Here is a 22,654-nt window from a genome sequence, read left to right as displayed (position 1 = left end):
TTCAATTAAGTAGCTGTCTCCTCAGAGTGAGGAAATAGCCGGCGTACATACTACCCATTACTACTCGTAAGTAAACTGACGTAAAGCAAGAAGCAAAAAAAATTGTAGGCGTTGATTCTTTTTCGAGCAACTTTTAACTGCATTGTTTAAAAAATATCCAGCTACGAGGCCCGAGCCTGAGCGAATCGTCGAGGAAAAGTTCCCGGCACTCACGGCGTTTTTTTTCAGTCTTGGCTAAAGTCTGGCTAGATGAACTCGTCCATACTTTCGTTCGAATTTTGCGCAGCGGCCCTCATAATCTTTATCCATGTAGAGGTGACTTTAAAATCGCGGGTTCGTCTTAAGTCTCAACATCCGGCAATGTTCAGGCTTTCGACCCGCAAAGACCGCCGGTCGAGCCGTCCCTGCGTTCCCTGAAGCAGCACCCGCCAGTTGAGCATGATGACGAGCGTACCTTGAGCATTTTTGCCAATGGTGCCTACTATTTGATACGTGCTCGGTTGCGCGAGATCGGTGCAGTTCTTCTCGGTGTCCATTGGCACGGGGTGGCGTAGATGTTCCTTCGCCGGAAAAACATCGGTAAGGTAGGGGTCAGAATTCAAGACCCGCGAGGAGTAGTGATGAGCGAGGCGTTGTCCATCCACCATGACCAGGCTGGTCATCAGTTCGAGACCAGTGTGGACGGTCATCGTGCCTACCTGACCTATATGGATCTGGGGAAACAGACCCTGGATATCTATCGCACATTCGTGCCCAACGCATTGCGGGGACGCGGCATTGCAGCAGCCTTGACCGAGAAGGCGTTGGAGTACGCAGACGAAATGGGTTACACCGTCATTCCATCGTGCTCCTACGTTGAGCGCTACATGGAGCGTCACCAACGGCACGCTGCCAAGCTGTGATCAAAACGAACGCATAAAAAAACGCCAGGTTTAAGCCTGGCGTTTTTGTGTGCGCTAAACGTTGATCAGTTGCGGTCACGTTTTGGCAGCACGTCCTTGAGCTTGGCATGCATGCTGCGCAAGGTGTTTTCGGTGGCGGACCAGTCGATGCAGGCGTCGGTGATCGATACGCCGTATTGCAGGTCGGCGAGGTCTTTCGGGATGGCCTGGCAGCCCCAGTTCAGGTGACTCTCGACCATCAAGCCGATGATCGACTTGTTGCCTTCCAGAATCTGGTTGGCGACGTTCTCCATCACCAGTGGTTGCAGGGCCGGGTCCTTGTTGGAGTTGGCGTGGCTGCAATCAACCATGATGTTTGGCTTGATCTTCGCCTTGTTCAGCGCTTGCTCGCAGAGCGCGACGCTGACCGAGTCATAGTTCGGCTTGCCGTTGCCGCCGCGCAAGACCACATGGCCGTAAGCGTTGCCCTTGGTGGTGACGATCGACACGCCACCCTCCTGGTTGATACCCAGGAAGCGGTGCGGGCTGGATACCGATTGCAGGGCGTTGATCGCCACTGTCAGGCCACCGTCGGTGCCGTTCTTGAAGCCGACCGCCGAAGACAGGCCGGAAGCCATTTCGCGGTGGGTCTGGGATTCGGTGGTGCGTGCGCCGATGGCCGACCAGCTGATCAGGTCCTGCAAGTATTGCGGGGAGATCGGGTCGAGGGCTTCGGTGGCGGTCGGCAGGCCTTTTTCGGCCAGGTCCAGCAACAACTGGCGACCGATGTGCAAGCCGTCCTGGATCTTGAACGAGTCGTCCAGGTAGGGGTCGTTGATCAAGCCTTTCCAGCCGACGGTGGTGCGTGGCTTCTCGAAATACACGCGCATGACCAGATACAGGGTATCGGACACTTCGGCGGCGAGCACTTTCAGGCGCTCGGCGTATTCGTGGGCGGCCTTGATGTCGTGGATCGAGCAAGGCCCGATGACGACGAACAGGCGGTGGTCGGTGCCATCCAGAATGTTGCGAATGACTTCGCGGCCCTTGGTGACGGTGCGCAGGGCAGCGTCGCTCAGGGGGATATCGCGCTTGAGCTGATCAGGAGTGATCAGAGTCTCGTTGGAGGCGACGTTTAGGTCGTTGATCGGTAAATCAGCCATCGTTTACTCGTCAGGTCACGGGTGCCGGCCGCCAGCGAACCCGCGCGGCGGAGCACAGCAAATTAAGCGCGTCGGGGAGCCGAACCTTAGCGCGTTATCCGCCTGCTCGACAATGGGTTTAATCCAGCATTGGCTGCGCAAATGCCTTGCGTACGGTGTCGTGAGAGAACTCGTCGGCGTGCTGCTGGACCCATTCGAGGGCCAGCGCCTGAATACCCTGCAAGTCGTCATGCGCGTCATGCAGGCGGCAATAGCGTTCGATCTGGCACACCTGCTCGCCCATCCGGGCGCTGAACAGCATCTGTTCATCGACGAAGGCAATACCCACCAGATAGCCGCGTTTGCGTCGCAGGCACCAAGCCACATAGCCCAGATAACGCATGTCGGGGTTCAAGGTGGGCATGCGCACTTCCAGCGCCGTGCCGTGGCGCCAGGCCCGGTGATAATTGCAAGCCATGCCCCCGAGGCTGATAGTGTGCAAGCGCTGTCGCGAGATGCACTCATGCGTCAGTAACGTTAATTCGACGGGCACATCGTCAGGATGAGGAATAAAACGTCCCATGAACACGGACTCCCTGTGTCGGCCATCTGACATTGTTTCCCCAGTATAGTGGTCGAATTGGAGCTGACCGATTTTCGATGCCGACCAACGGCTGCTGGCGATGAGCGGCGTATCCCTGGTGATTTTCACCAGCGTCGGTTGCGCCAGTTGCCGATTTGCCCGTGAGCAACTGCCAGGGCTCGATCTGAACGTTGATCGACTGTGCTGGATCGATGCCGGGAACAATGGCGGGGTGGTCGAGCGTTATCAGGTTTTTCATTTGCCAGCGCTGTTTGTCGTGCGCGACGGCGAGTTTTTCGGGGCACTAAAATCGCGCCTGACCGGTACCGAACTCAATGAGGCGGTCGGGCGGGCGCTGATGAAAAACAGCAGAGGAGTTGCCATGATGGGGGCAGTCACCAAGCCGACAATCGGTGTAATCGGAACCGGTGCAATCGGCGGGTTCTACGGGATGATGCTGGCGCGTGCCGGTTTCGATGTGCACTTCTTGCTGCGCAGTGAGTTTTCAGCGGTGGCCGAGCGCGGGCTGCAGCTCGACAGCGCGGTTCATGGCGCGCTGACATTGAACCCGGTGCAGGCCTATTCGTCGGCCGAAGACATGCCGCCCTGCGACTGGTTGCTGGTGGGCGCAAAAACCACCAGCAACGCGGACCTGGCACCGGCGATCCTTCAAGCCGCAGCACCCAACGCCAAGGTATTGGTGTTGCAAAATGGCCTGGACGTTGAAGACAGTCTGCGTGAGAGGCTTCCCGATTCGCTGCATGTGCTCGGTGGGCTCTGTTATATCTGCGTACATCGCGAGGGCCCGGGTGTCATTACCCATCAAGCCCTTGGCGCGGTGCATGTCGGTTACCACAGCGGCCTCGCGGCCGATGAGTTAACGCGCACCGCAATTGTCGAGGAGGGTGTTGGCCTGTTCCGTACGGCCGGCATCGATTCCCAGGCCATGGCTAACCTGCACCAGGCGCGCTGGCAAAAACTGGTCTGGAATATCCCTTACAACGGCCTGTCGGTGTTGCTGGGAGCCAGCACCACGCCTTTGATGGCCGATGCCGACAGCCGGGAACTGATCAAGGCCTTGATGGCCGAAGTGGTTCTGGGGGCAACCGCCTGTGGACACGACGTGCCGGCCGGTTACGCCGACCATTTGTTCATGGTGACCGAGAAAATGCCGGATTACTGGCCGAGCATGTACCACGATTTTCTGCACAAACGACCGCTGGAACTGGCCGCGATTTACGCACGGCCCCTGGCGGCGGCCAAGGCGGCGGGGTGCGAGTTACCGCTTATCGAGGCGTTGTATCGCAGTTTGAGTTTTATCGATCGACGTAACACCTGAGTCGATCAATCCGGGGGAAGGGCATGGTAAAGGGCATAGACGACAAACTGGTGCTGGCGATTTCTTCGCGAGCACTGTTCGACCTGAGCGAGAGCCACAAGGTGTACCTGTCGAGTGGCGTCGAGGCTTACCGGCAATATCAGATTGAACACGAAGACGAAATCCTCGAGCCCGGTGATGCCTTCCCTCTGGTGCAAAAACTCCTGAACCTCAATACCCATCTCGGCCGCGCACGGGTCGAGGTGATCCTGGTGTCGCGCAACAGCGCCGACACCGGTTTGCGGGTGTTTAACTCGATTCACCATTATGGGCTGGCGATTTCCCGCGCGGCGTTTGTCGGCGGGCGCAGTCCTTATCCGTATCTCAAAGCCTTTGGCTGCGACCTGTTTCTGTCGACGCATGCCGAAGACGTGCGCAGTGCGCTGGACGCCGGTTTCGCGGCAGCAACCATTTTGTCGGGCGGTGCCAGCCGCGCGGCCAGCGATGAATTGCGGATCGCCTTCGACGGTGATGCGGTGCTGTTTTCCGACGAGTCGGAGCGTGTCTACCAGTCTGGTGGCCTGGAAGCGTTTCAGGCCAGCGAGCGCGAAGCCGCCCGTGAGCCGTTGCGCGGAGGGCCGTTCAAAGGCTTCCTGGCGGCTCTCAATCTGTTGCAGCGCGAGTTTCCCGACGACGACTGCCCGATTCGCACGGCGTTGGTCACCGCGCGTTCGGCGCCGGCCCATGAGCGAGTCATTCGCACGTTGCGTGAATGGGACATCCGGCTGGACGAATCGCTGTTTCTGGGTGGCCTGACCAAATCGGCCTTTCTCGAAGCCTTTGCCGCCGACGTGTTTTTCGACGATCAGGCCGGTCACTGCGAATTGGCCCGCGAAGTCGTCGCCACCGGTCATGTCCCGCATGGCATAAGCAACGAGCAAAAGATTTAAGCCCATCGTTCAACGCGTTACGCGGAGCATCGCACTCGCCAAGGCACTGCTAAGCTGAATCAATCTCCACCATGTTGGCTCGCGAGGAGGTCATATGATTCGGTCGATGCTGTATGCCACTGACCTCGGCCTGTACGCACCGTTTGTAATGCAGCACGCCTTGGCGCTGGCGCGGACATTCAATGCCGATTTGTATGTGGTGCATGCGGTTGAACCTATGGGCCTGTTTGCCGAGTCGGTGCTTCAGAGTTATCTCGATGAGCAGGCGTTGAACGAGTTTCACAGTCAGGGCCTGAGCACGGTGATTGCCAATATCGAGCAGCGGGTGCTCGACAGTTTTCGCGAAGAGTTGGGGGACGAAGGGGAGCAGGACCTGGCGCGGATTCAAGCCGTGCGGGTGCTTCAGGGGGATCCGTCGCAAGTGATTCTCGACCAGGCGCAGAAACTCTCGGTGGATTTACTGATCGTAGGAAGTCATAGCCATGGGGCCGGCGCGGAAACGCCTTTGGGCAGGACCGCAGCGCGCGTGTTGCAGCTGGCGAGAGTGCCGGTCTATCTGGTGCCGCTGGTGGAGCGTCGCCGGCAAGGTGATCGCTAGAACACGAATAATAGTGGCAATTTGACAAAAAAGTTCTAGATTTATTCTTCACGCCATTAATATAGTTATATACCGTCGCTGATGCCCGTGGCGTCTACCTGCTTTGAGGGATTCATATGAAGCTTCAACAATTGCGCTACATCTGGGAAGTGGCGCACCACGACCTCAACGTTTCCGCTACCGCCCAAAGCCTTTACACCTCGCAACCGGGTATCAGCAAGCAGATCCGTCTGCTGGAAGACGAATTGGGGGTTGAGGTTTTCGCTCGCAGCGGCAAGCACCTGACCCGTGTCACCCCGGCCGGCGAACGCATCATCACGACCGCTGGCGAGATTTTGCGCAAGGTTGAAAGCATCAAGCAGATCGCCCAGGAATTCTCCAACGAGAAGAAGGGCACCCTGTCGATCGCCACCACGCATACCCAGGCGCGTTATGCGTTGCCGCCGGTGATCAGCAGTTTCATCAAGCAGTATCCGGACGTTGCCCTGCACATGCACCAGGGTTCGCCGATGCAGATCGCTGAAATGGCCGCTGACGGCACTGTGGATTTCGCCATCGCCACCGAAGCACTGGAGTTGTTCGGCGACCTGGTGATGATGCCGTGCTATCGCTGGAACCGCTGCGTCGTAGTGCCCCAAGGCCACCCGTTGACCAAGCTGTCGAAGCTGACCCTCGAAGCGCTCGCCGAATACCCGATCGTGACTTACGTGTTCGGTTTTACCGGCCGCTCGAAACTCGACGAAGCGTTCAGCCATCGCGGCCTGACACCCAAAGTGGTATTCACCGCCGCCGACGCTGACGTCATCAAGACGTATGTGCGCCTGGGCCTGGGCGTGGGTATCGTGGCGAAAATGGCGGTCGATGCCAAACTCGACAGCGATCTGGTGGTGCTCGATGCCAGTGAGCTGTTCGAATCCAGCATCACCAAGATCGGCTTCCGTCGCGGCACTTTCCTGCGTGGCTTCATGTGCGACTTCATCGAGAAATTTGCCCCGCACCTGACTCGCGAAGTCATGGCTAAAGCCATTGCGTGCCACAACAAGCAAGAACTGGAAGAGCTGTTCGACGGCGTCGAACTACCGGTTCACTAGACCACCTCGGTAACAGAAAACTGTTGCCGGGCACCCGCCACCAGAATCTCCACGTCATCCCCTTCGAATTTGCCCAGCAGGCTTTTGCCCAGCGGCGAACGGGGGGTGATGACGGTAATCCATTGCCCCACCAGATCGACCTTCAGACCAGCGGCATCGGGGGCCAGAAACAGCCATTGCTCGCGGCCTTTTTCGTCTTCCAGGCCAAGCAATGCGCCGACCTCGATGCCGCGCTGATCGTCATAGGGGCGCAATGTCAGGTTCTGGCACAGCGTCAGTGACTGCCTGATTTCTTCCACCCGTCTGGCCTGTCCGGCCGCCAGATAGGAGGCTTCCAGGCCCAGGGTGTCGTACTTGTTTTCGGCGATGTTCTCTTCGTGGGTCGCGGTTTCGTACGCGGTTTGCGCGGCACGTTCGGCGATGTCGAGATCAACCCGCAGCTTGTCGAGAATCAATTGGTGGACAGTCTGTTTGTTCATGGTCAATCGCAAAACTGCAGGATATTGGCGCGGCTTTTTTCGCTCGGCGCGGTATGGTCCTGTTGCAGCCAGAACTGGCATTTTGGATTGGACAGATTGCGGCTGCTGCTGCGGGCCTGATCCATGCGTACCTGCTGCTCGTTCTTGCGCAGGTTCTCTTCATATTGTTCGAACAGCGGGCTCTGCGGCGGAATGTCCGGTACCGGTTGCACCACGGGCGGTTTGGCCAATTGCTCCACGGCGGCGGCCACTGGCGCCAGTTGCTCGCTGAAAAACAGGCGAGAGACGAGCCAGCAAGTCAGCGCGATGGTGAGAAATCCCAGCCACAATCCGAGGGCAATGCTGCCGATCAGTTGCAAGGCATTAGGCTGGATCTGCAACGTGCGGCGCGGAGTGGGACGAAAGGGCATGGCTGCCTCCTGGCGGATGGTCGCGGGATAGTGGCGATTGTCGCACGAAGATTAATCGCCGTCGGCTCTTCTGCGCGAGGTAATTTATGCGGACAATTGGTGCCTTTGCCAACGGGAATCCGCAATGCCTGAACTGAAAACCCGCTGGGATATTTTTTGCACCGTGGTCGACAACTTTGGCGACATCGGCGTGACCTGGCGCCTGGCACGACAACTGGTGGCCGAGTACCCGGTCGACGTGCGTTTGTGGGTCGATGACCTGCGCGCCTTCGAACGCCTGTGCCCCCAGATCGATATCCATGCCGCGCAGCAATCGCAGGCCGGTGTCGACGTGCGCCAATGGCCAGCAGCGTGGTTGGCCACAGAGGCGGCGGATGTGGTCATCGCCGCGTTCGCCTGCCAGTTGCCAAGTGCCTACATGGACGCCATGGCCGCACGGGAAAAGCCGCCGCTGTGGATGAATCTTGACTATCTGAGCGCCGAGGATTGGGTGAGCGGTTGCCACGGTTTGCCGTCGGTGAAATACAAAACGGTGCAGAAGTACTTCTTCTTCCCGGGATTCCAAAAGGGCACCGGTGGTTTGTTGCGTGAAGAGGATTGCTTGAGCGTCGTCGACAGTTTCAGCAAAGTCGCGAGGCGCAACGAGAATTCCTTCAAGGCCTGGGAATAGATCCGGCCCCGAATGCCCAACTGATTTCGCTGTTTGCCTATGAAAATACCGGGCTGTCGAGTTGGCTGGATGTGATGGCGGCTGATCTGTTGCCGACCCATTTGCTGGTGCCCGAAGGGCGCATTCTCGGCGATGTCGAACGCTGGCTCGGTGTTGAAGGGTTGGCAGCAGGCGCCCGGCATGTCCGCGACGGATTGACCGTTCAGGTGCTGCCGTTCGTCCGACAGGATCAATACGATCATTTGCTCTGGTGCTGCGATTTCAACGCCGTGCGCGGTGAAGATTCCTTCGTCCGCGCCCAGTGGGCAGGCCGGCCAATGCTCTGGCACATCTATCAGCAGGAGGAAGACATCCACCTGGACAAGCTTGACGCCTTCCTCGAGTTGTACACAAAAGGCCTGTCCGCCCCTGCCAGCGAGGCGATCAGCGGTCTTTGGCGCGCGTGGAATGCGGGGCATGATATGTCCGCCCACTGGCGCATGGCCCGCAAACACTGGCCCCAGCTGCAAAAACACGCCGAGGCGTGGTGTCTGGAACAAGCCTTGCAGGCCGATCTTGCCGCGGCGCTGGTACAGTTTTATGTAAATTGGATATGATACGCGGCCTAGATTTTTGTAAATCCCATCCAAATTCGGATATTCGTAATGAAAACTGGTAAAGAACTGAAACCCGGGATGGTGATCCGTCTCGAAAACGATCCTTGGCTGGTTCAGAAAGCTGAATTCACCAAGTCGGGTCGTAACAGCGCGATCATGAAGACCAAGCTGAAAAACCTGCTGACCGGTTACAAGACCGAAATCGTTTACAGCGCCGACGACAAACTGGACGACGTAATCCTCGACCGTAAAGAAGCGACCCTGTCCTTCATCAGCGGCGACGCCTACACGTTCATGGACACCACTGACTACACCATGTACGAGCTGAACGCTGAAGACATCGAAGCCGTTCTGCCTTTCGTTGAAGAAGGCATGACCGATGTTTGCGAAGCGATCTTCTTCGAAGAGCGTCTGGTTTCCGTAGAACTGCCGACCACTATCGTGCGTCAGGTTGACTACACCGAAGGTTCCGCTCGCGGTGACACTTCCGGCAAGGTGATGAAGCCTGCCAAACTGAAGAACGGTACCGAGCTGTCGGTTGCTGACTTCATCGAAATCGGCGACATGATCGAGATCGATACCCGCGAAGGCGGTTCCTACAAAGGTCGTGCTAAATAAGCACTGCTTCAGGAATGAAAAAGCCCGGCCATTGAGCCGGGTTTTTTTATGCCTGAAAGGTAAAGATCATAAGATTCGCAGCCTCGTTTCACTCGACAGCTCCTACAAGGAAATGCAAAAACCATGTAGGAGCTGTCGAGCGAAGCGAGGCTGCGATGCTTACTTCATTTCAAATGTTGCTTGAGCTCTTGCGACGCCTGCAGCATCGCGGAGCGCACCGCTGGCACCTGACTCACCACGTTAAGCAAACCGTAGTCGTGGATCATGCCGTTGTAGCGAACCGACGTGACCGGCACCCCGGCTTCATCGAGTTTACGGGCGTAAGCTTCACCTTCATCGCGCAGAACGTCGGCGCCCGCTGTCTGCACCAGCGCAGGTGGCAAGCCCTTCAGTTGTGCGGTGGTAGCCCGCAACGGCGAGGCGTAAATCTCATTACGCTGCTTGGCGTCGGTGGTGTAGTTGTCCCAGAACCACTTCATCATGTTTTTGGTGAGGAAGTGCCCCTCGGCAAACTGGTTGTAAGACGCCGTCTCGAAGCTCGCATCCGTCACCGGCCACAACAACACCTGGTATTTGATAGCCGGCGAGCCCTTGTCTTTGGCCATCAGCGCAACGACTGCCGCCATGTTGCCACCGACACTGTTGCCGGCCACGGCCAGGCGTTTGCCGTCGACGTTGATCTCTTTACCGTGCTCGGCCACCCATTGGGTCGCCGCATAAGCCTGATTGATCGCCACCGGGTAGTGCGCTTCCGGGGACGGGGTGTAATTGACGAACACCGCCGCAGCCCCTGAGCCGACTACCAGATCACGGACCAGTCGTTCGTGAGTCGGGAAGTCCCCCAATACCCAGCCACCGCCGTGGAAGAACATGAACACTGGCAACTCGCCCTTGACTCCGGCCGGCCGGACGATGGTCAGGCGCAGCGGTTGGCCGTCGACTTGAATGGTCTTCTCGCTGACATCGGCTTTTGGCAGCGTCAGTTTTACCCCGGATTGCGCACCCACCAGTACGGCGCGCGCGTCTTTGGGGGTGAGCTGTTCCATCGGTTTGCCGGTGCCGGCATTCAGAGCGTCGAGGAATGCCTGGGTGTTGTGTTCAACACCCTCGCCCGCGAACGCGTTACCGATGGACAGGGCGAGAAGGGTGCCGGTCAAGACTTTGCTGAAAGTGTTCATGTTCGTTTCCTGTACGGGCCTTGGGATCAACGGTTAGACGGTAACGTGCAGGCGCACATCGACGTTGCCACGGGTGGCGTTGGAGTACGGGCAGACCTGGTGGGCGGCGTCGACCAGGGCTTGCGCATCGGCTTGTTCCAGGCCTGGCAGGCTGATGTGCAGGTCGATGTCCAGGCCGAAACCGCCAGGGATTTGGCCGATGCCGACATGGGCAGTGATCGAGGCGTCGTTCGGGATGCTGCGTTTGGTCTGGCTGGCGACGAACTTCAGTGCGCCGATGAAGCAGGCGGAGTAGCCGGCTGCGAACAGTTGTTCAGGGTTAGTCGCTGCGCCGCCGGCACCACCGAGTTCTTTCGGGGTGGCAAGTTTGACGTCGAGGATGTTGTCGCTGGAAACAGCACGACCATCACGGCCACCGGTGGAAGTTGCGATTGCGGTGTAGAGAGTTTGCATGGTGTGAGCCTCATTTTGGTTTGGGTGTTTTGCGCTAAATGTTTGCGCGCTAAGTAAGTGCGAAATGAATGTACCGCGCAAGTATTTAGTGCGCAAGATAAAATTTTGAAAAAGTTGTGTTCGAAATTTTGGCGGGTGATGTGAAGGGCCGAGCTAGAGCGGTTGAGGCGGGATTTTCAGGGGTGAAAATTTTTTCTGGGAGGGGGGCGAACGTGGCTGGAAGGGTCACCACAAAACCAATGTGGGAGATTCTATGTTGCAGGGGAACCCTGCAGCCTTAAATTTGGCTGGTATTCGCTCTGGTTTTTCATGAGAGCGAATGCCACCCGGCATAGCTTGCGGGCGAGGATCACCAGGGCTTGGGTTTTTGCCAAGCCTCTGACGAGATAGGACTCATAGTACGGTTTCCAGGTGGCAGACCGACAAGCCGCCATCGCCGCGTTGTGAGCCAGGCGCCGCAGCTCCGTATCGCCTTTTTTGGACAGGTGGCGAGGGCTGTTCTTCTTGCCTGAATCCTTTGCTCGCAAGTCCATCCCCAAAAAGCAATGAATGCATCGCCGTTGGCGAAGTGACCGCGCATGAATGCGGTCGCCAAGCCCATAGCCGTAAGCTCACCGATCCCCTCAATGGCTTTGCAGCGCTTGATGTTTTCGGTGATGCCTGCCTTTTTGCTGACTTTGTGCAGTAATTTCTGGATGGCTTGCTCCGCTTGTTTGAAGGACTTCAATTGCCGGGCCAATTCATCCTTCAGAAGCGGCTCACCTGACCAACTCAGCGTCATGCCCACACGCACATTGATAAGCTCTGCGCGTCTATGAAGCAGACTTTTCAACACCTTGTAGGCCTGCGGAGGTGGACTCCAGAGGCGCAGTCGATCCTGCTCGCTAGACAGGTAACGCGCGAGCAGGCGCGCATCACAAGGGTCGGTTTTCGCCCGTTGGCCAATGCTTTCGCGGTAGTGGCTCAGACGATAAGCATCCACAACGTAAACCCGGTGTCCCATTTCATGGGCCAGTTCGACCGTGTCCAAGTGGTAAATGCTGGTGGCTTCCAAAGCAATTGAGCTTTGCGCAGGCAGAGCTTTGAGCCAACGCCCAAGAGTCTCTCGGTCGTTGTTGATGTGTTGAGTGGTTTGCATGTCTTCGCGGTAAGCGACGATTTCGGCCTTGGCTACATCGATACCGATTACCGTTGGCGAGGTAAGGATTGTCATGACGAATCCTCGGAGCTAGGGTTTAAGGGCTTGTCGGGGTTTACCCTTGCGCTGGCTTGCCTCTATCGTCGGTTTTACCGATGAATTCCTTATCGGCGCTTCGGGTAGAAGGGGCGGGACGAGAAGTCTCCCACGGTCCGTACTGGCTAGAGTCGGAATCGAGCTTTTAGTCCCGCCCACCCCTTCAAGTCTAAACATACAAGCGGGCTTGCCCGCGATAGCGGTGTATCAGTCAACATCAATGCCGAATGTCAGACCGCTATCGCGAGCAAGCTCGCTCCCACAGGGGATCTATGTTGACTGGGGAATTAGAGGCTGTCTTGCAGATTGCTGCGCAGCACCTGCAGTTCCGCCTGCAGCTTTTGCAGTCGCTCCAGCGTCATTCCGCTGGCGCCGAGGATGCACTGAGGAATGCTGCGCGCTTTTTCCCGCAAGGCGCGGCCCTGTTCGGTGAGTTCGACGATCACCACCCGTTCGTCTTCGCGACTGCGGGTGCGGCTGAGCAAACCTTCGACTTCCAGGCGTTTGAGCAGTGGCGTCAGGGAGCCGGGATCGGTCAGCAGGCGCGTGCTGATTTCACCTACGGTCAGACCATCGCGTTCCCACAACACCATCATCGCCAGGTATTGCGGATAGGTCAGGCCCAGCGCTTGCAACAGCGGCTTGTAGACCTTGGTCATCAGCAACGAAGTCGAGTGCAGGGCGAAACACGCCTGATTATCCAGCAGCAGGTGGTCGCAGTTGTCCAGGGTGTCGCGTTCGGTGGTCATCTCAAAAGCCTTGATCGGTAATCTTCATGAATCTAGCGGGCGAATCTTTAATGCGCCAGATAATTTTCGACTAATGGCGGTCCAGCGTGCTTTGCAGCGCCAGGTCCCACGGTGGAATCGGGCTGAAGCGCGTCTTCAAGTATTCCAGCAGCAAACGGCTGCGTGAGTTGGGCTGTTGCGCCAGCCGCAGCGCATAGATGCCGGCGGACTCCGGTTTGGGCAGGCCCTTTTCGCAGAACAGCGACAGCAGCTCACCCCGCAGCAAGTATTCGCTTGCCAACCAGGTCGGCAGGTGGGCAATACCCAGTCCGGCCAATGCGCCGCAGACCAGCGCCTCGGCATTGTTGGCGCTCATGCGGATCCGCGCCGGGCGGTGCAGATGCATCTGCCCATCGCGTTCGAAGCGCCAGGCGAAGGGCGGGGCCAGGCCGTCCCAATCGAGGCCGTCGTGATCGACTAACTGCGCAGGCTCGGTCGGCACTCCGCGGCGTTGTAAATAGTCCGGGCTGGCGCAGGCAATACGCACCATGCTTGCCAGCGGTGTGGCGACCAGGCGGGTGTCGGCCATTTGCCCGGCGCGCAGCACCAGATCGACCTTGCCCAGGTTCAAGCCTTGCATGTCGACAAAGCTGTCGATCAGGTGCAGTTGCACATCGAGGCCGGGGTAAAGCATCAGGAAGTCGGCAATCACCGGTGCCAAATGCCGGCGTCCGAACGCCGCGGGCGCATCCACTCTGATCAAGCCTTCCGGGGCACTGCTCAGGGACACCGCTTCGGCCCGGGCCAGCCGAAGCTCGGCGACAATTCGCCGCGCGCGCTCGGCAAAGGCCAGGCCTGCCGGGGTCGCCATGACGGCATGTGTACTGCGAATGAACAGCTGGCTACCGACGGCCTTTTCCAGGCTGTCGATGCGCCGCGCCACGGCCGAAGGGGTCAGCGGATGTCGGCGCGAGGCAGCAGAAAAACTCCCGGATTCCAGCACATCCAGAAAAAGCCCGAGCTGTTCGGTCAATTGATTGGGGTTCATGGGGTGTCCGCGCTTGTGCGAAGTTGGCACAGCCATTGTGCGTTGCTGTGCGTTTCCGCGCTATCGCCGACTGCGTAGGATGAACACCCTGACAAAAGGGAAATCGCTTGTGATCGAGTTCGTGATGTATCTGGTGTTTGGCGCGGCGTTGGGCACCCTCGGCGGGTTGTTCGGCATTGGTGGCGGCTTGATCGCCATTCCATTGTTGGGTGTGCTGTTCGGTCTTGATCAACAGATCGCCCAAGGCACGGCGCTGGTGATGGTGGTGCCCAATGTGATGCTGGCGCTGTGGCGCTATCACCAACGCAATCGCATCGAATTGCGTCACGCCTTGCCTTTGGCGTCGATGGGGTTCTGTTTTGCCTGGATCGGTTCGATCTGGGCGGTCGGCATTGATGCGCAAACCATGCGGATCGGTTTTGTCGCGTTCCTGGTGGCCTTGTCGGCCTACAACCTGGTGCGAATGTTCGCTGCCAGCACGCCGGCCTCGGCGCAAATGCATTTCGCATGGCCATGGCTGGGCGTGCTTGGCGCCGCCTCCGGGACCATGGGCGGCTTGTTTGGAGTGGGTGGGGCGGTGGTGGCGACGCCGGTGCTGACCAGTGTGTTTGGCACCAGCCAGGTGGTGGCACAAGGCTTGTCGCTGGCGCTGGCCTTACCCAGTACCGGCGTCACCCTGGTGACCTACGCGGCGCACCATCAGGTGGACTGGCTGATCGGTGTGCCCTTGGCCGTCGGCGGTTTGATGAGCATCAGTTGGGGCGTGAAAATCGCCCACGCCCTGCCGGAGCGACTGCTGCGCGGGTTGTTCTGCGGTTTTCTGGTGGGCTGTGCGGTGATGCTCGCGTTTAAAGTTTGAAGCCATCGACGATGTGTTCGGCCAGACACTCGGTGATCGGTGACGGGTTGTGCAGGTTGCGCACGAGCATGATGCAGGCTTCCGGCAACAGCGGCAGGTCTTCGGCGGCACCGAGAATGCGCATGTCCGGCGTAATCAGGCTTTCAAGTTGCGCGGTCACGGCCAGGCCGGCACTGACCACGGCCATCAACGCTGACAGGCTCGAACTGTTGTAGGCAATGCGGTATTCGCGGCCCATGGCATCCAGCGCATTACACGCCCACAAGCGGCAGAAACAATCACTGTTGAACATCGCCAGGGGCAGGGGCGTCTGCTCATGGGCGTTGAAACATTGCGCCTCGGCCCAGACGAAGCGCTCCTTGCGCAGCAACTGGCCAATTTCGGTGCCGGGCTCGCGGGTCACGATGGACAGGTCCAGATCCTGACGTTGCAGCAATTGTTTTGATGATTCGCAGTGAACCTCGATCTGGATCAGCGGATAGCTCTTGGCGAAGCGCGACAAAATGCCCGGCAGAAAGCGCATCACGTAATCGTCCGGCGTACCAATGCGCACGGTGCCAATCATGTGCGGTTCGCGCAGCGTATTGAAGACTTCGCTGTGAAGTTTGAGGATGCGCCGCGCATACCCCAGCAAAACCTGGCCTTCGGCGGTCAGCTTGACCTGACGCCCATCGCGTTCGAACAACTGGCGCTGCAAGACGTCTTCTTCCAGACGCTTCATTTGCATGCTAACCGCCGACTGCGTGCGATTGACCATTTCACCGGCGCGGGTAAATCCGCCCTGGTCGGCGATCGCGACAAAGGTGCGCAGCACATCGGTATCGATACTGGGGTACGCCGACATCCATCAATCTCCGAGATGGTTACCATCAGAAACATTCGTTGGATTGATCTTAACGCTGGCGCGAGACTTGGGCCATCCCCAACGGAGGACAACGAGATGAAAGGTCATAACGAGGTTGTAACTGAACAAAAATTCTCAACCCATGTGGTATCTGATCTGCTGCACAAGTTTAGTCGCTGGTACGAACTTCATCGTGAACGCGAGCTGCTGGCGAGTTTGAGCGATGAAGCACTGAAGGACATCGGTATGAGTCGTGCGGATGTGGAACATGAATCGGTCAGGCCGTTCTGGGATGATCCGATGCATAAATGATGAGGCCATTGCTACACAAACTCCTCTCTGGTGAGGTAGGTTGCGAGCAGACACGGAGGTATTCATGCCCGCAACGCTGTCCTTTTCCAACCAACAGGCTCGACGTCTGGCACTGGCTGCCCAAGGGTTCAACGGGCGCCAGCCGCCAGCGACGATCAAACCGGTGCAACTCAACCGACTGATCGAGCGGTTGGGCATCCTGCAGATCGATTCGGTCAATGCGTTGGTGCGTTCGCACTACCTTCCCTTGTTTTCCCGCCTCGGTAACTACTCCTCCGATTTGCTAGACCAGGCCGCCTGGAGTCAGGGTCGACGTCGCACGCTGTTTGAATATTGGGGACATGAAGCCTCGTTGCTGCCGTTATCACTGTATCCGCTGATGCGTTGGCGCATGCAGCGCGCGACGCGTGGTGAAGACATCTATCAGCAACTGGCGAATTTCGGGCGCGAGCAGCAGGACACGATCCGCCGGGTATTGGCCTCGGTTGAACAACTGGGGGCGTTGGGTGCGGAAGCTTGTCAACCCGTCAGGAACGGGCAGGACCGTGGTGGGACTGGAGCGCTGAAAAGCATGCCCTGGAATGGCTGTTTGCCGCCGGAGAAGTGACGGTTGCCGGCCGCCGTGGTTTCGAACGACTTTATGATTTGCCCGAGCGGGTGATTCCTTCGGCGATTCTGCAGCAGCCATTGCTCAGTGAAACCGAGGCTCAGCGTGGGCTGTTATTGCACGCAGCGACGGCGTTGGGTGTCGGTACGGAAAAGGACCTGCGCGACTATTTTCGTTTGAACCCGACCGACAGCCGTCCGCGTCTGGCGGAACTGGTCGAGGCCGGGGAGTTGCTGACTTGCCAGGTGCAAGGCTGGCGGCAACTGGCTTATTGCCTGCCTGAGCCGAAAGTACCGCGCAAGGTCGAGGCCAGCGCGTTGCTTTCACCGTTTGACTCGCTGGTCTGGGAACGCAGTCGCACCGAGCGGCTGTTCGACTTTCGTTATCGGCTGGAAATTTACACGCCGCAAGACAAGCGTGTTTACGGGTATTACGTGCTGCCGTTCCTGCACAACGAACGGATTGCCGCACGCGTGGATCTGCGGGCTGAGCGGGCGTTGGGGCGGCTGGCGGTGCACGCCGTGCATGAAGAAGAGCCGGGGCTGGATGACGAAGGGATGCACGCTTTGGCTATCAATCTGCGGCAGATGGCGGATTGGTTGGGGCTTGCGCAGGTGCAGTTGAATTGTCAGCGGGTGAGTGCCAGCAGGTTAAGAGTGGCATTGGCTGGAATTGGCGGTACCTGAGCTAGCGCCTTCGCGAGCAAGCCCGCTCCCACATTCGACCGAGTTGCCCAGACGGACGCGGTCGAATGTGGGAGCGGGCTTGCTCGCGAAGGGGCGACGCGGTTTAGCGCCGAACCTGCTTCAAGGTCTCAGCAATCAAAAACGCCAATTCCAGCGACTGATCAGCGTTCATCCGCGGATCGCAATGGGTGTGATACCGATCCGACAGCCCGTCCTCGGTAATCGGCCGAGCGCCGCCAATGCATTCGGTGACGTTCTGCCCGGTCATCTCGATGTGAATACCACCGGCATAACTGCCTTCAGCTTCGTGCACCTGGAAGAACTGCTTCACCTCGCCCAGGATCTGCGCGAAGTCGCGGGTCTTGTAGCCGCTGCTCGCCTTGATGGTGTTGCCGTGCATCGGGTCGGAGCTCCACAGCACCTGCTTGCCTTCGCGCTGCACGGCGCGAATCAGCTGCGGCAGGTGATCGCCGACCTTGTTGGCACCCATCCGCGCAATCAGGTTCAGGCGGCCCGGATCGTTGTCCGGGTTCAGCACATCGATCAGGCGAATCAAGTCTTCAGGGTTCATGCTCGGGCCGACCTTGACCCCGATCGGGTTATTCACCCCGCGCAGGAACTCAACGTGCGCACCATCGAGCTGACGGGTGCGATCGCCGATCCACAGCATGTGCGCCGAGCAATCGTAGTAATCGTTGGTCAGGCTGTCGCGACGCACGAAGGCTTCTTCGTAGTTCAGCAGCAACGCTTCGTGGGCGGTGAAGAAACTGGTTTCGCGCAGCTGCGGTGAAGTGTCCATGCCGCAGGCGCGCATGAACGCCAGGGTTTCATCGATGCGATTGGCCAGGTGGCTGTACTTCTCGGCCAGCGCCGAGTTGGCGATGAAGTCCAGGTTCCACTTGTGCACCTGATGCAGGTCGGCAAACCCGCCTTGAGCGAACGCGCGCAACAGGTTCAGGGTGGCGGTGGACTGGTGGTAGGACTGGAGCAGGCGCTCCGGGTCCGGCACGCGGCTTTTCTCGTCGAAACCGATGCCGTTGACGATGTCGCCACGGTAAGCAGGCAGTGTCACGCCGTCGATGGTTTCGTCATTGGCGGAGCGCGGTTTGGCAAATTGCCCGGCCATGCGCCCGACTTTGACCACCGGGCAACCGGCGGCAAAGGTCATGACGATCGCCATTTGCAGCAAGACTTTAAAGGTGTCGCGAATTTTCGCGGCCGAGAACTCGGCGAAACTTTCGGCGCAATCGCCACCTTGCAACAGGAACGCGCGGCCTTGGGTGACCTCGGCAAACTGACGGCGCAACTCCCGGGCTTCACCGGCAAACACCAGTGGCGGATAGCTGGCCAGGGTTTGCTCTACCTGCTGCAAATGCGCAGCGTCAGGGTAGAGGGGTTGTTGCTGGATCGGCAAGGCGCGCCAGCTGTCAGGGCTCCAGGGTTGGCTCATCACGTTCTCTAGTGTTTTACGCTCGGACGGTCATGTTATCAGCAATTAGTGCGTGACCTGTTCCCGTTGCTTCGCGGACAATCGCGCCTTTGCCGCGCGCCTCGCGGTTTAAGTGCGCTGCTGTTTATTGCATGCAGGCCCGGTAACGATTCTGGAGACGAAATGACTGAGGAGCGCGTCGAGCATTTGCTCGCCGAGGTACAGGATGAGTTCGGCGTGATACGCGTGCTGGAAGTGGCCGATTACCGCTTTCTCGAGTTCGGTGACGCCATTGAACAGAGCTGCGTGTTTACCGCTGATCCGAGCTGGCTCGAGTACGACTACACCCGGGCGATGCTGATTGGCGCGTTGTGCCACGAACAACCGGAAAGCGCACTGTTTCTGGGCCTTGGTGCGGGCACGTTGACCCAGGCCTGCCTCAAGTTCCTGCCGCTGGAAGATGTCGAGGCGATCGAATTGCGCCCCGACGTCCCGCGCCTGGCAATCGAATACCTTGGGCTGGATGATGATCCGCGCCTGTATATCCGCGTCGGCGATGCCCTGGAACTGCTCGATACCGCTGAGTCGGCGGACTTGATTTTCGTCGACCTTTATACCGATGTCGGGCCTGGTGTCGGGCATCTGGCCTGGAGCTTCCTGGAGAACTGTCAGAAACGCCTGAATCCGGGTGGCTGGCTGGTGATCAATCAGTGGGCCACCGATGACGGCAAACCGTTGGGTGCGGCGTTGCTGCGCGGGCTTTATCACCGGCACTACTGGGAGCTGCCGGTGAAGGAGGGCAATGTGATTTTGATCGTGCCTTCGGAGCTGGATCAGGTGCTGGACATGGACGGCTTGATGGCCCGGGCGGAAGGATTGGCGCCGCAATTGGGTTATTCGTTGCAGTCGTTGATCAAGGCGATTCGTCCGGCGACATAACGTGTTGTCTGCAATGGCCTCATCGCGGGCAAGCCTTGCTCCTACAGGGGACGCGCAACCTGTAGGAGCATGGCTTGCCCGCGATGGCATTTTCCGCATCAACACAAATCTCAGACTCCTTTGAAGATCCCGGGTCGCTTCTCAATCATCGATCGCACACCTTCCTTGGCATCCTCACTGTTCAACAACTTCTTCACCATCGCCGGCAAGCCCTGTGCCGCAGCGGTTTCTCCTTCATAGCGCGCCTGCCGGGCAGACATCAGCGTCGCCTGTACCCCGAGCGGTGCCTGTCGGGCAATCCGCTCGGCCAATTCAATCGCCCTTGGCAGTAAGTCCTCGCTGGCCATGACTTCCTGCACCAGCCCCAGACGCAAGGCGTCATGCGCATCGAACTCATCCCCGGTCAGCAACCAGCGCATGGCATTGCCCCAGCCAGCCAATTGATGCATGCGCAAAGTGGCACCGCCGAACGGGAAGATTCCGCGCTGGACTTCCATTTGGGCGAACCGGGTGTTGCTGGCGCACAGGTTGATGTCGGCGGCCAGCATCAACTCGATGCCGATGGTCAGGCAATAACCCTGAGCGGCCACTATCACCGGTTTGCTGACGCGGGGGCCGGCAAAAACACCCCACGGATCGCAGCCTCCTGCCGGTGCTTGCCAGCCTTCGGCCAATGCCGCGCTGGCGTTGACCAGATCGAGCCCGGCGGTGAAGTGTTCCCCATGGCCAAACACCACGGCCACCCGCGCCTCGTTGTCCGCTTCGAACTCGCCATAGGCCAGGCTCAGCTCGTTGAGCAGGTCGAGGTCAAAGGCGTTGCGTTTGGCGACCCGATCCAGGCCGATCAGCAGCACATGGTCACGTCGTTCACGGGTTACACGACTGGAACAGGGCTGATTCATGCTGCATTTCCTCGGGAGGGAAGGGTGTGTCAGACCTCAGGTCTGCGTGATAACAGTGAACCGTTTTAGCGCCATCGCCAGCAGGGCCGGGCCTTTGCAAAATAGACTGCTGCACGATTATCCGCAAAGCCTGTGACACAACGGTGTATCCGTCAGTTTTCCGACAAATAATGCTCCCTTTTTGGGCGAATTCCGGTATAGTGCGCGCCGGCCTTTAACCGGGCCGCGTTTAGGTAGCGCAATTCCCCGAAGTCAGCTTCGGCTGCACGTCCGCACAGCGGACTCTTCCTTGACGAATCTTTTTCATTCATTCGTTTTCGCAAATCCCCGCCGACAAAGCAGCCAGGGCGACTCTTGAGTCTTACACGGCATGCGCAGCTTTGGAGCATGGGTCTTTGCGGATGCACTTAGAGGCAGACCCATGACCCAGGAAACCGGCGGCTTCGCCGCTTTTAATCTTAATCCGAATATTCTTGCAGCCGTCATTGCGACTGGCTACGAAGAGCCTTCGGCTATTCAGCAGCAATCGATCCCGATCATCATGGCCGGCCAGGACATGATTGGTCAGGCGCAAACCGGTACGGGTAAAACCGCCGCGTTCGCTTTGCCTATCCTGCATTGCATCGATCCTGCCAAGCGCGAGCCGCAAGCCCTGATCCTGGCGCCAACCCGTGAGTTGGCGCTGCAAGTAGCAACCGCTTTCGAAACCTATGCCAAGCAAATGCCGGGCGTTACCGTTGTGGCCGTTTACGGCGGCGCCCCTATGGGTCCACAACTGAAAGCAATCCGTAATGGCGCACAGATCGTTGTCGCCACTCCGGGCCGTCTGTGCGACCACCTGCGTCGTGACGAAAAAGTCCTGTCGACCGTGAACCACCTGGTCCTCGACGAAGCTGACGAAATGCTCAAACTGGGTTTCATGGACGACCTCGAAGTTATCTTCAAGGCCTTGCCTGCAACCCGTCAGACCGTATTGTTCTCGGCCACCCTGCCGCAGTCGATCCGTGCCATTGCCGAACGCCATCTGCGCGACCCGCAACACGTGAAGATTCAGACCAAGACTCAGACCGTTACCGCGATCGAACAGGCTCACCTGTTGGTTCACGCTGACCAGAAGACCTCGGCTGTATTGAGCCTGCTGGAAGTGGAAGATTTCGACGCCCTGATCATGTTCGTGCGCACCAAGCAAGCGACCCTGGACCTGGCCAGCGCCCTGGAAGCCAAAGGCTACAAAGCCGCTGCGCTGAACGGTGACATTGCCCAGAACCAGCGTGAGCGCGTGATCGACTCCCTCAAGGATGGCCGTCTGGACATCGTTGTGGCGACCGACGTTGCTGCTCGTGGCCTGGACGTTCCGCGCATCACTCACGTGTTCAACGTTGACATGCCGTACGATCCGGAATCCTACGTTCACCGTATCGGCCGTACCGGTCGTGCCGGTCGCGAAGGTCGTGCACTGCTGCTGGTGACTCCACGTGAGCGCCGCATGCTGCAAGTGATCGAGCGTGTAACCGGTCAAAAGGTTGCCGAAGTTCGCCTGCCGGACGCTCAGGCCGTTCTCGATGCCCGCATCAAGAAACTGACCAACAGCCTGTCGCCGCTGGTTGGCGATGCCGAATCGACTCACGGTGATCTGCTGGATCGCCTGACTGCCGACATTGGTTGCACCCCGCGTGCACTGGCCGCAGCCCTGCTGCGCAAGGCAACCAACGCTCAAGCCCTGACCCTGGCCGCGATCGAGAAAGAACGTCCATTGGTGCCGAACAACGCTCCGCGCGGTGATCGTCCAGAGCGTACTGGTGATCGTCCGGACCGTGGTGATCGTGAGCGTCGTGCTCCGGTTCCATTGGCTGAAGGTCGTGCTCGTTGCCGTACCGCGCTGGGTGCGCGTGACGGTATCGCTGCCAAGAACCTGCTGGGCGCCATCCTGAACGAAGGTGGCCTGGCTCGTGAAGCGATCGGTCGCATCCAGGTGCGCGACAGCTTCAGCCTCGTCGAGTTGCCGGAAGATGGTCTGGAGAAGCTCCTGACCAAACTGAAGGACACTCGCGTTGCCGGTAAGCAATTGAAGCTGCGTCGCTATCGCGAAGATTAATCCG

General features: G+C 58.7%; 21 protein-coding genes and 3 pseudogenes. 12 read left to right on the top strand and 12 right to left on the bottom strand.

Going from position 1 to position 22,654, the window contains the following annotated elements; translation table 11 throughout:
* The first annotated feature begins 620 nt into the window (after nt 1–620).
* Nucleotides 621–902 carry a GNAT family N-acetyltransferase gene (locus AB4N76_RS05345; RefSeq protein ID WP_046031797.1) on the top strand — a complete coding sequence of 94 codons (282 nt, stop codon included), beginning with the start codon at nt 621–623 and terminating at the stop codon, nt 900–902.
* 65 nt (nt 903–967) lie between these two features.
* On the opposite strand, the gene AB4N76_RS05340 is transcribed toward AB4N76_RS05345, so the two are convergent.
* Nucleotides 968–2,044, bottom strand: a complete 1,077-nt coding sequence (locus tag AB4N76_RS05340) for a 3-deoxy-7-phosphoheptulonate synthase (RefSeq protein ID WP_046031798.1) — start codon at nt 2,042–2,044, stop codon at nt 968–970.
* Between the two features lie 118 nt (nt 2,045–2,162).
* Nucleotides 2,163–2,606 (bottom strand): PilZ domain-containing protein, encoded by a 444-nt coding sequence (locus AB4N76_RS05335; RefSeq protein ID WP_046031799.1) that lies wholly within the window; start codon nt 2,604–2,606, stop codon nt 2,163–2,165.
* Nucleotides 2,607–2,988: 382 nt separating this feature from the next.
* On the opposite strand from AB4N76_RS05335, the gene AB4N76_RS05330 reads away from it, so the two are divergent.
* From AB4N76_RS05330 to cysB, 4 genes are all read left to right on the top strand, one after another.
* Nucleotides 2,989–3,945 (top strand): putative 2-dehydropantoate 2-reductase, encoded by a 957-nt coding sequence (locus tag AB4N76_RS05330; RefSeq protein WP_046031801.1) that lies wholly within the window; start codon nt 2,989–2,991, stop codon nt 3,943–3,945.
* Nucleotides 3,946–3,968: 23 nt separating this feature from the next.
* On the top strand, nt 3,969–4,874 hold the full coding sequence (locus tag AB4N76_RS05325) for a 5'-nucleotidase (protein ID WP_046031802.1): 906 nt from the start codon (nt 3,969–3,971) through the stop codon (nt 4,872–4,874).
* Nucleotides 4,875–4,968: 94 nt separating this feature from the next.
* Nucleotides 4,969–5,472, top strand: coding sequence for a universal stress protein (locus AB4N76_RS05320; protein WP_046031803.1), 504 nt, complete (start codon nt 4,969–4,971; stop codon nt 5,470–5,472).
* 116 nt (nt 5,473–5,588) lie between these two features.
* The gene (gene cysB, locus AB4N76_RS05315) at nt 5,589–6,563 is read left to right on the top strand and encodes an HTH-type transcriptional regulator CysB (protein ID WP_046031804.1); all 975 of its coding nucleotides are present in this window, start codon (nt 5,589–5,591) and stop codon (nt 6,561–6,563) included.
* Here cysB and AB4N76_RS05310 read toward each other — a convergent pair.
* A complete protein-coding gene (locus AB4N76_RS05310) occupies nt 6,560–7,042 on the bottom strand; it encodes a GreA/GreB family elongation factor (protein WP_077431597.1) in 483 nt (160 codons plus the stop codon). The two genes, cysB and AB4N76_RS05310, sit on opposite strands and share 4 nt — an antisense overlap.
* Nucleotides 7,043–7,044: 2 nt before the next feature.
* Nucleotides 7,045–7,452, bottom strand: coding sequence for a hypothetical protein (locus tag AB4N76_RS05305; protein WP_460164238.1), 408 nt, complete (start codon nt 7,450–7,452; stop codon nt 7,045–7,047).
* 124 nt (nt 7,453–7,576) lie between these two features.
* Between AB4N76_RS05305 and earP the strand changes: the two are divergent.
* A pseudogene (gene earP / locus AB4N76_RS05300) lies at nt 7,577–8,718 on the top strand (elongation factor P maturation arginine rhamnosyltransferase EarP).
* A gap of 48 nt (nt 8,719–8,766) precedes the next feature.
* On the top strand, nt 8,767–9,336 hold the full coding sequence (locus AB4N76_RS05295) for an elongation factor P (protein ID WP_046031806.1): 570 nt from the start codon (nt 8,767–8,769) through the stop codon (nt 9,334–9,336).
* A gap of 164 nt (nt 9,337–9,500) precedes the next feature.
* Here the strand turns inward: AB4N76_RS05295 and AB4N76_RS05290 are convergent, their stop codons facing one another.
* The 5 genes and pseudogenes from AB4N76_RS05290 to AB4N76_RS05270 form a co-directional block, all read right to left on the bottom strand.
* Nucleotides 9,501–10,514, bottom strand: a complete 1,014-nt coding sequence (locus AB4N76_RS05290) for an alpha/beta hydrolase (RefSeq protein WP_046031807.1) — start codon at nt 10,512–10,514, stop codon at nt 9,501–9,503.
* Nucleotides 10,515–10,547: 33 nt separating this feature from the next.
* Complete coding sequence (locus AB4N76_RS05285) at nt 10,548–10,967, bottom strand: organic hydroperoxide resistance protein (protein ID WP_046031808.1); 420 nt, start codon at nt 10,965–10,967, stop codon at nt 10,548–10,550.
* Between the two features lie 251 nt (nt 10,968–11,218).
* A pseudogene (locus tag AB4N76_RS05280) lies at nt 11,219–12,180 on the bottom strand (IS110 family transposase).
* Between the two features lie 308 nt (nt 12,181–12,488).
* On the bottom strand, nt 12,489–12,950 hold the full coding sequence (locus AB4N76_RS05275; protein WP_046032417.1) for a MarR family winged helix-turn-helix transcriptional regulator: 462 nt from the start codon (nt 12,948–12,950) through the stop codon (nt 12,489–12,491).
* A gap of 70 nt (nt 12,951–13,020) precedes the next feature.
* Complete coding sequence (locus AB4N76_RS05270) at nt 13,021–13,977, bottom strand: LysR family transcriptional regulator (protein ID WP_046032416.1); 957 nt, start codon at nt 13,975–13,977, stop codon at nt 13,021–13,023.
* Between the two features lie 109 nt (nt 13,978–14,086).
* Between AB4N76_RS05270 and AB4N76_RS05265 the strand changes: the two genes are divergently transcribed.
* On the top strand, nt 14,087–14,836 hold the full coding sequence (locus tag AB4N76_RS05265; protein ID WP_077431601.1) for a sulfite exporter TauE/SafE family protein: 750 nt from the start codon (nt 14,087–14,089) through the stop codon (nt 14,834–14,836).
* On the opposite strand, the gene AB4N76_RS05260 is transcribed toward AB4N76_RS05265, so the two are convergent.
* Entirely contained in the window at nt 14,826–15,680 is an 855-nt protein-coding gene (locus AB4N76_RS05260; protein WP_046032414.1) for a LysR substrate-binding domain-containing protein, read from the bottom strand. The genes AB4N76_RS05265 and AB4N76_RS05260 overlap by 11 nt on opposite strands.
* A 96-nt stretch (nt 15,681–15,776) precedes the next feature.
* Between AB4N76_RS05260 and AB4N76_RS05255 the strand changes: the two genes are divergently transcribed.
* Together AB4N76_RS05255 and AB4N76_RS05250 are read left to right on the top strand one after the other, a co-directional pair.
* Nucleotides 15,777–15,992, top strand: a complete 216-nt coding sequence (locus tag AB4N76_RS05255) for a DUF1127 domain-containing protein (RefSeq protein ID WP_046032413.1) — start codon at nt 15,777–15,779, stop codon at nt 15,990–15,992.
* A gap of 64 nt (nt 15,993–16,056) precedes the next feature.
* A pseudogene (locus AB4N76_RS05250) lies at nt 16,057–17,285 on the top strand (winged helix-turn-helix domain-containing protein).
* A gap of 103 nt (nt 17,286–17,388) precedes the next feature.
* On the opposite strand, the gene AB4N76_RS05245 reads toward AB4N76_RS05250, so the two are convergent.
* Entirely contained in the window at nt 17,389–18,735 is a 1,347-nt protein-coding gene (locus AB4N76_RS05245) for a class II 3-deoxy-7-phosphoheptulonate synthase (protein ID WP_046032411.1), read from the bottom strand.
* A gap of 162 nt (nt 18,736–18,897) precedes the next feature.
* Here AB4N76_RS05245 and AB4N76_RS05240 point away from each other — a divergent pair, with 162 nt between their 5' ends.
* On the top strand, nt 18,898–19,653 hold the full coding sequence (locus tag AB4N76_RS05240) for a spermidine synthase (protein WP_046032410.1): 756 nt from the start codon (nt 18,898–18,900) through the stop codon (nt 19,651–19,653).
* Between the two features lie 110 nt (nt 19,654–19,763).
* Here the strand turns inward: AB4N76_RS05240 and AB4N76_RS05235 are convergent, their stop codons facing one another.
* Nucleotides 19,764–20,555, bottom strand: a complete 792-nt coding sequence (locus AB4N76_RS05235) for a crotonase/enoyl-CoA hydratase family protein (protein ID WP_046032409.1) — start codon at nt 20,553–20,555, stop codon at nt 19,764–19,766.
* A 421-nt stretch (nt 20,556–20,976) separates the two neighbouring features.
* On the opposite strand from AB4N76_RS05235, the gene AB4N76_RS05230 reads away from it, so the two are divergent.
* The gene (locus AB4N76_RS05230; RefSeq protein WP_046032408.1) at nt 20,977–22,650 is read left to right on the top strand and encodes a DEAD/DEAH box helicase; all 1,674 of its coding nucleotides are present in this window, start codon (nt 20,977–20,979) and stop codon (nt 22,648–22,650) included.
* Nucleotides 22,651–22,654: the final 4 nt, after the last annotated feature.

It is taken from the genome of Pseudomonas sp. S2_F03, assembly GCF_054668335.1.
Note: the sequence above shows the minus strand (reverse complement) of the source record. Positions and strands in the feature narration are given on the sequence as shown.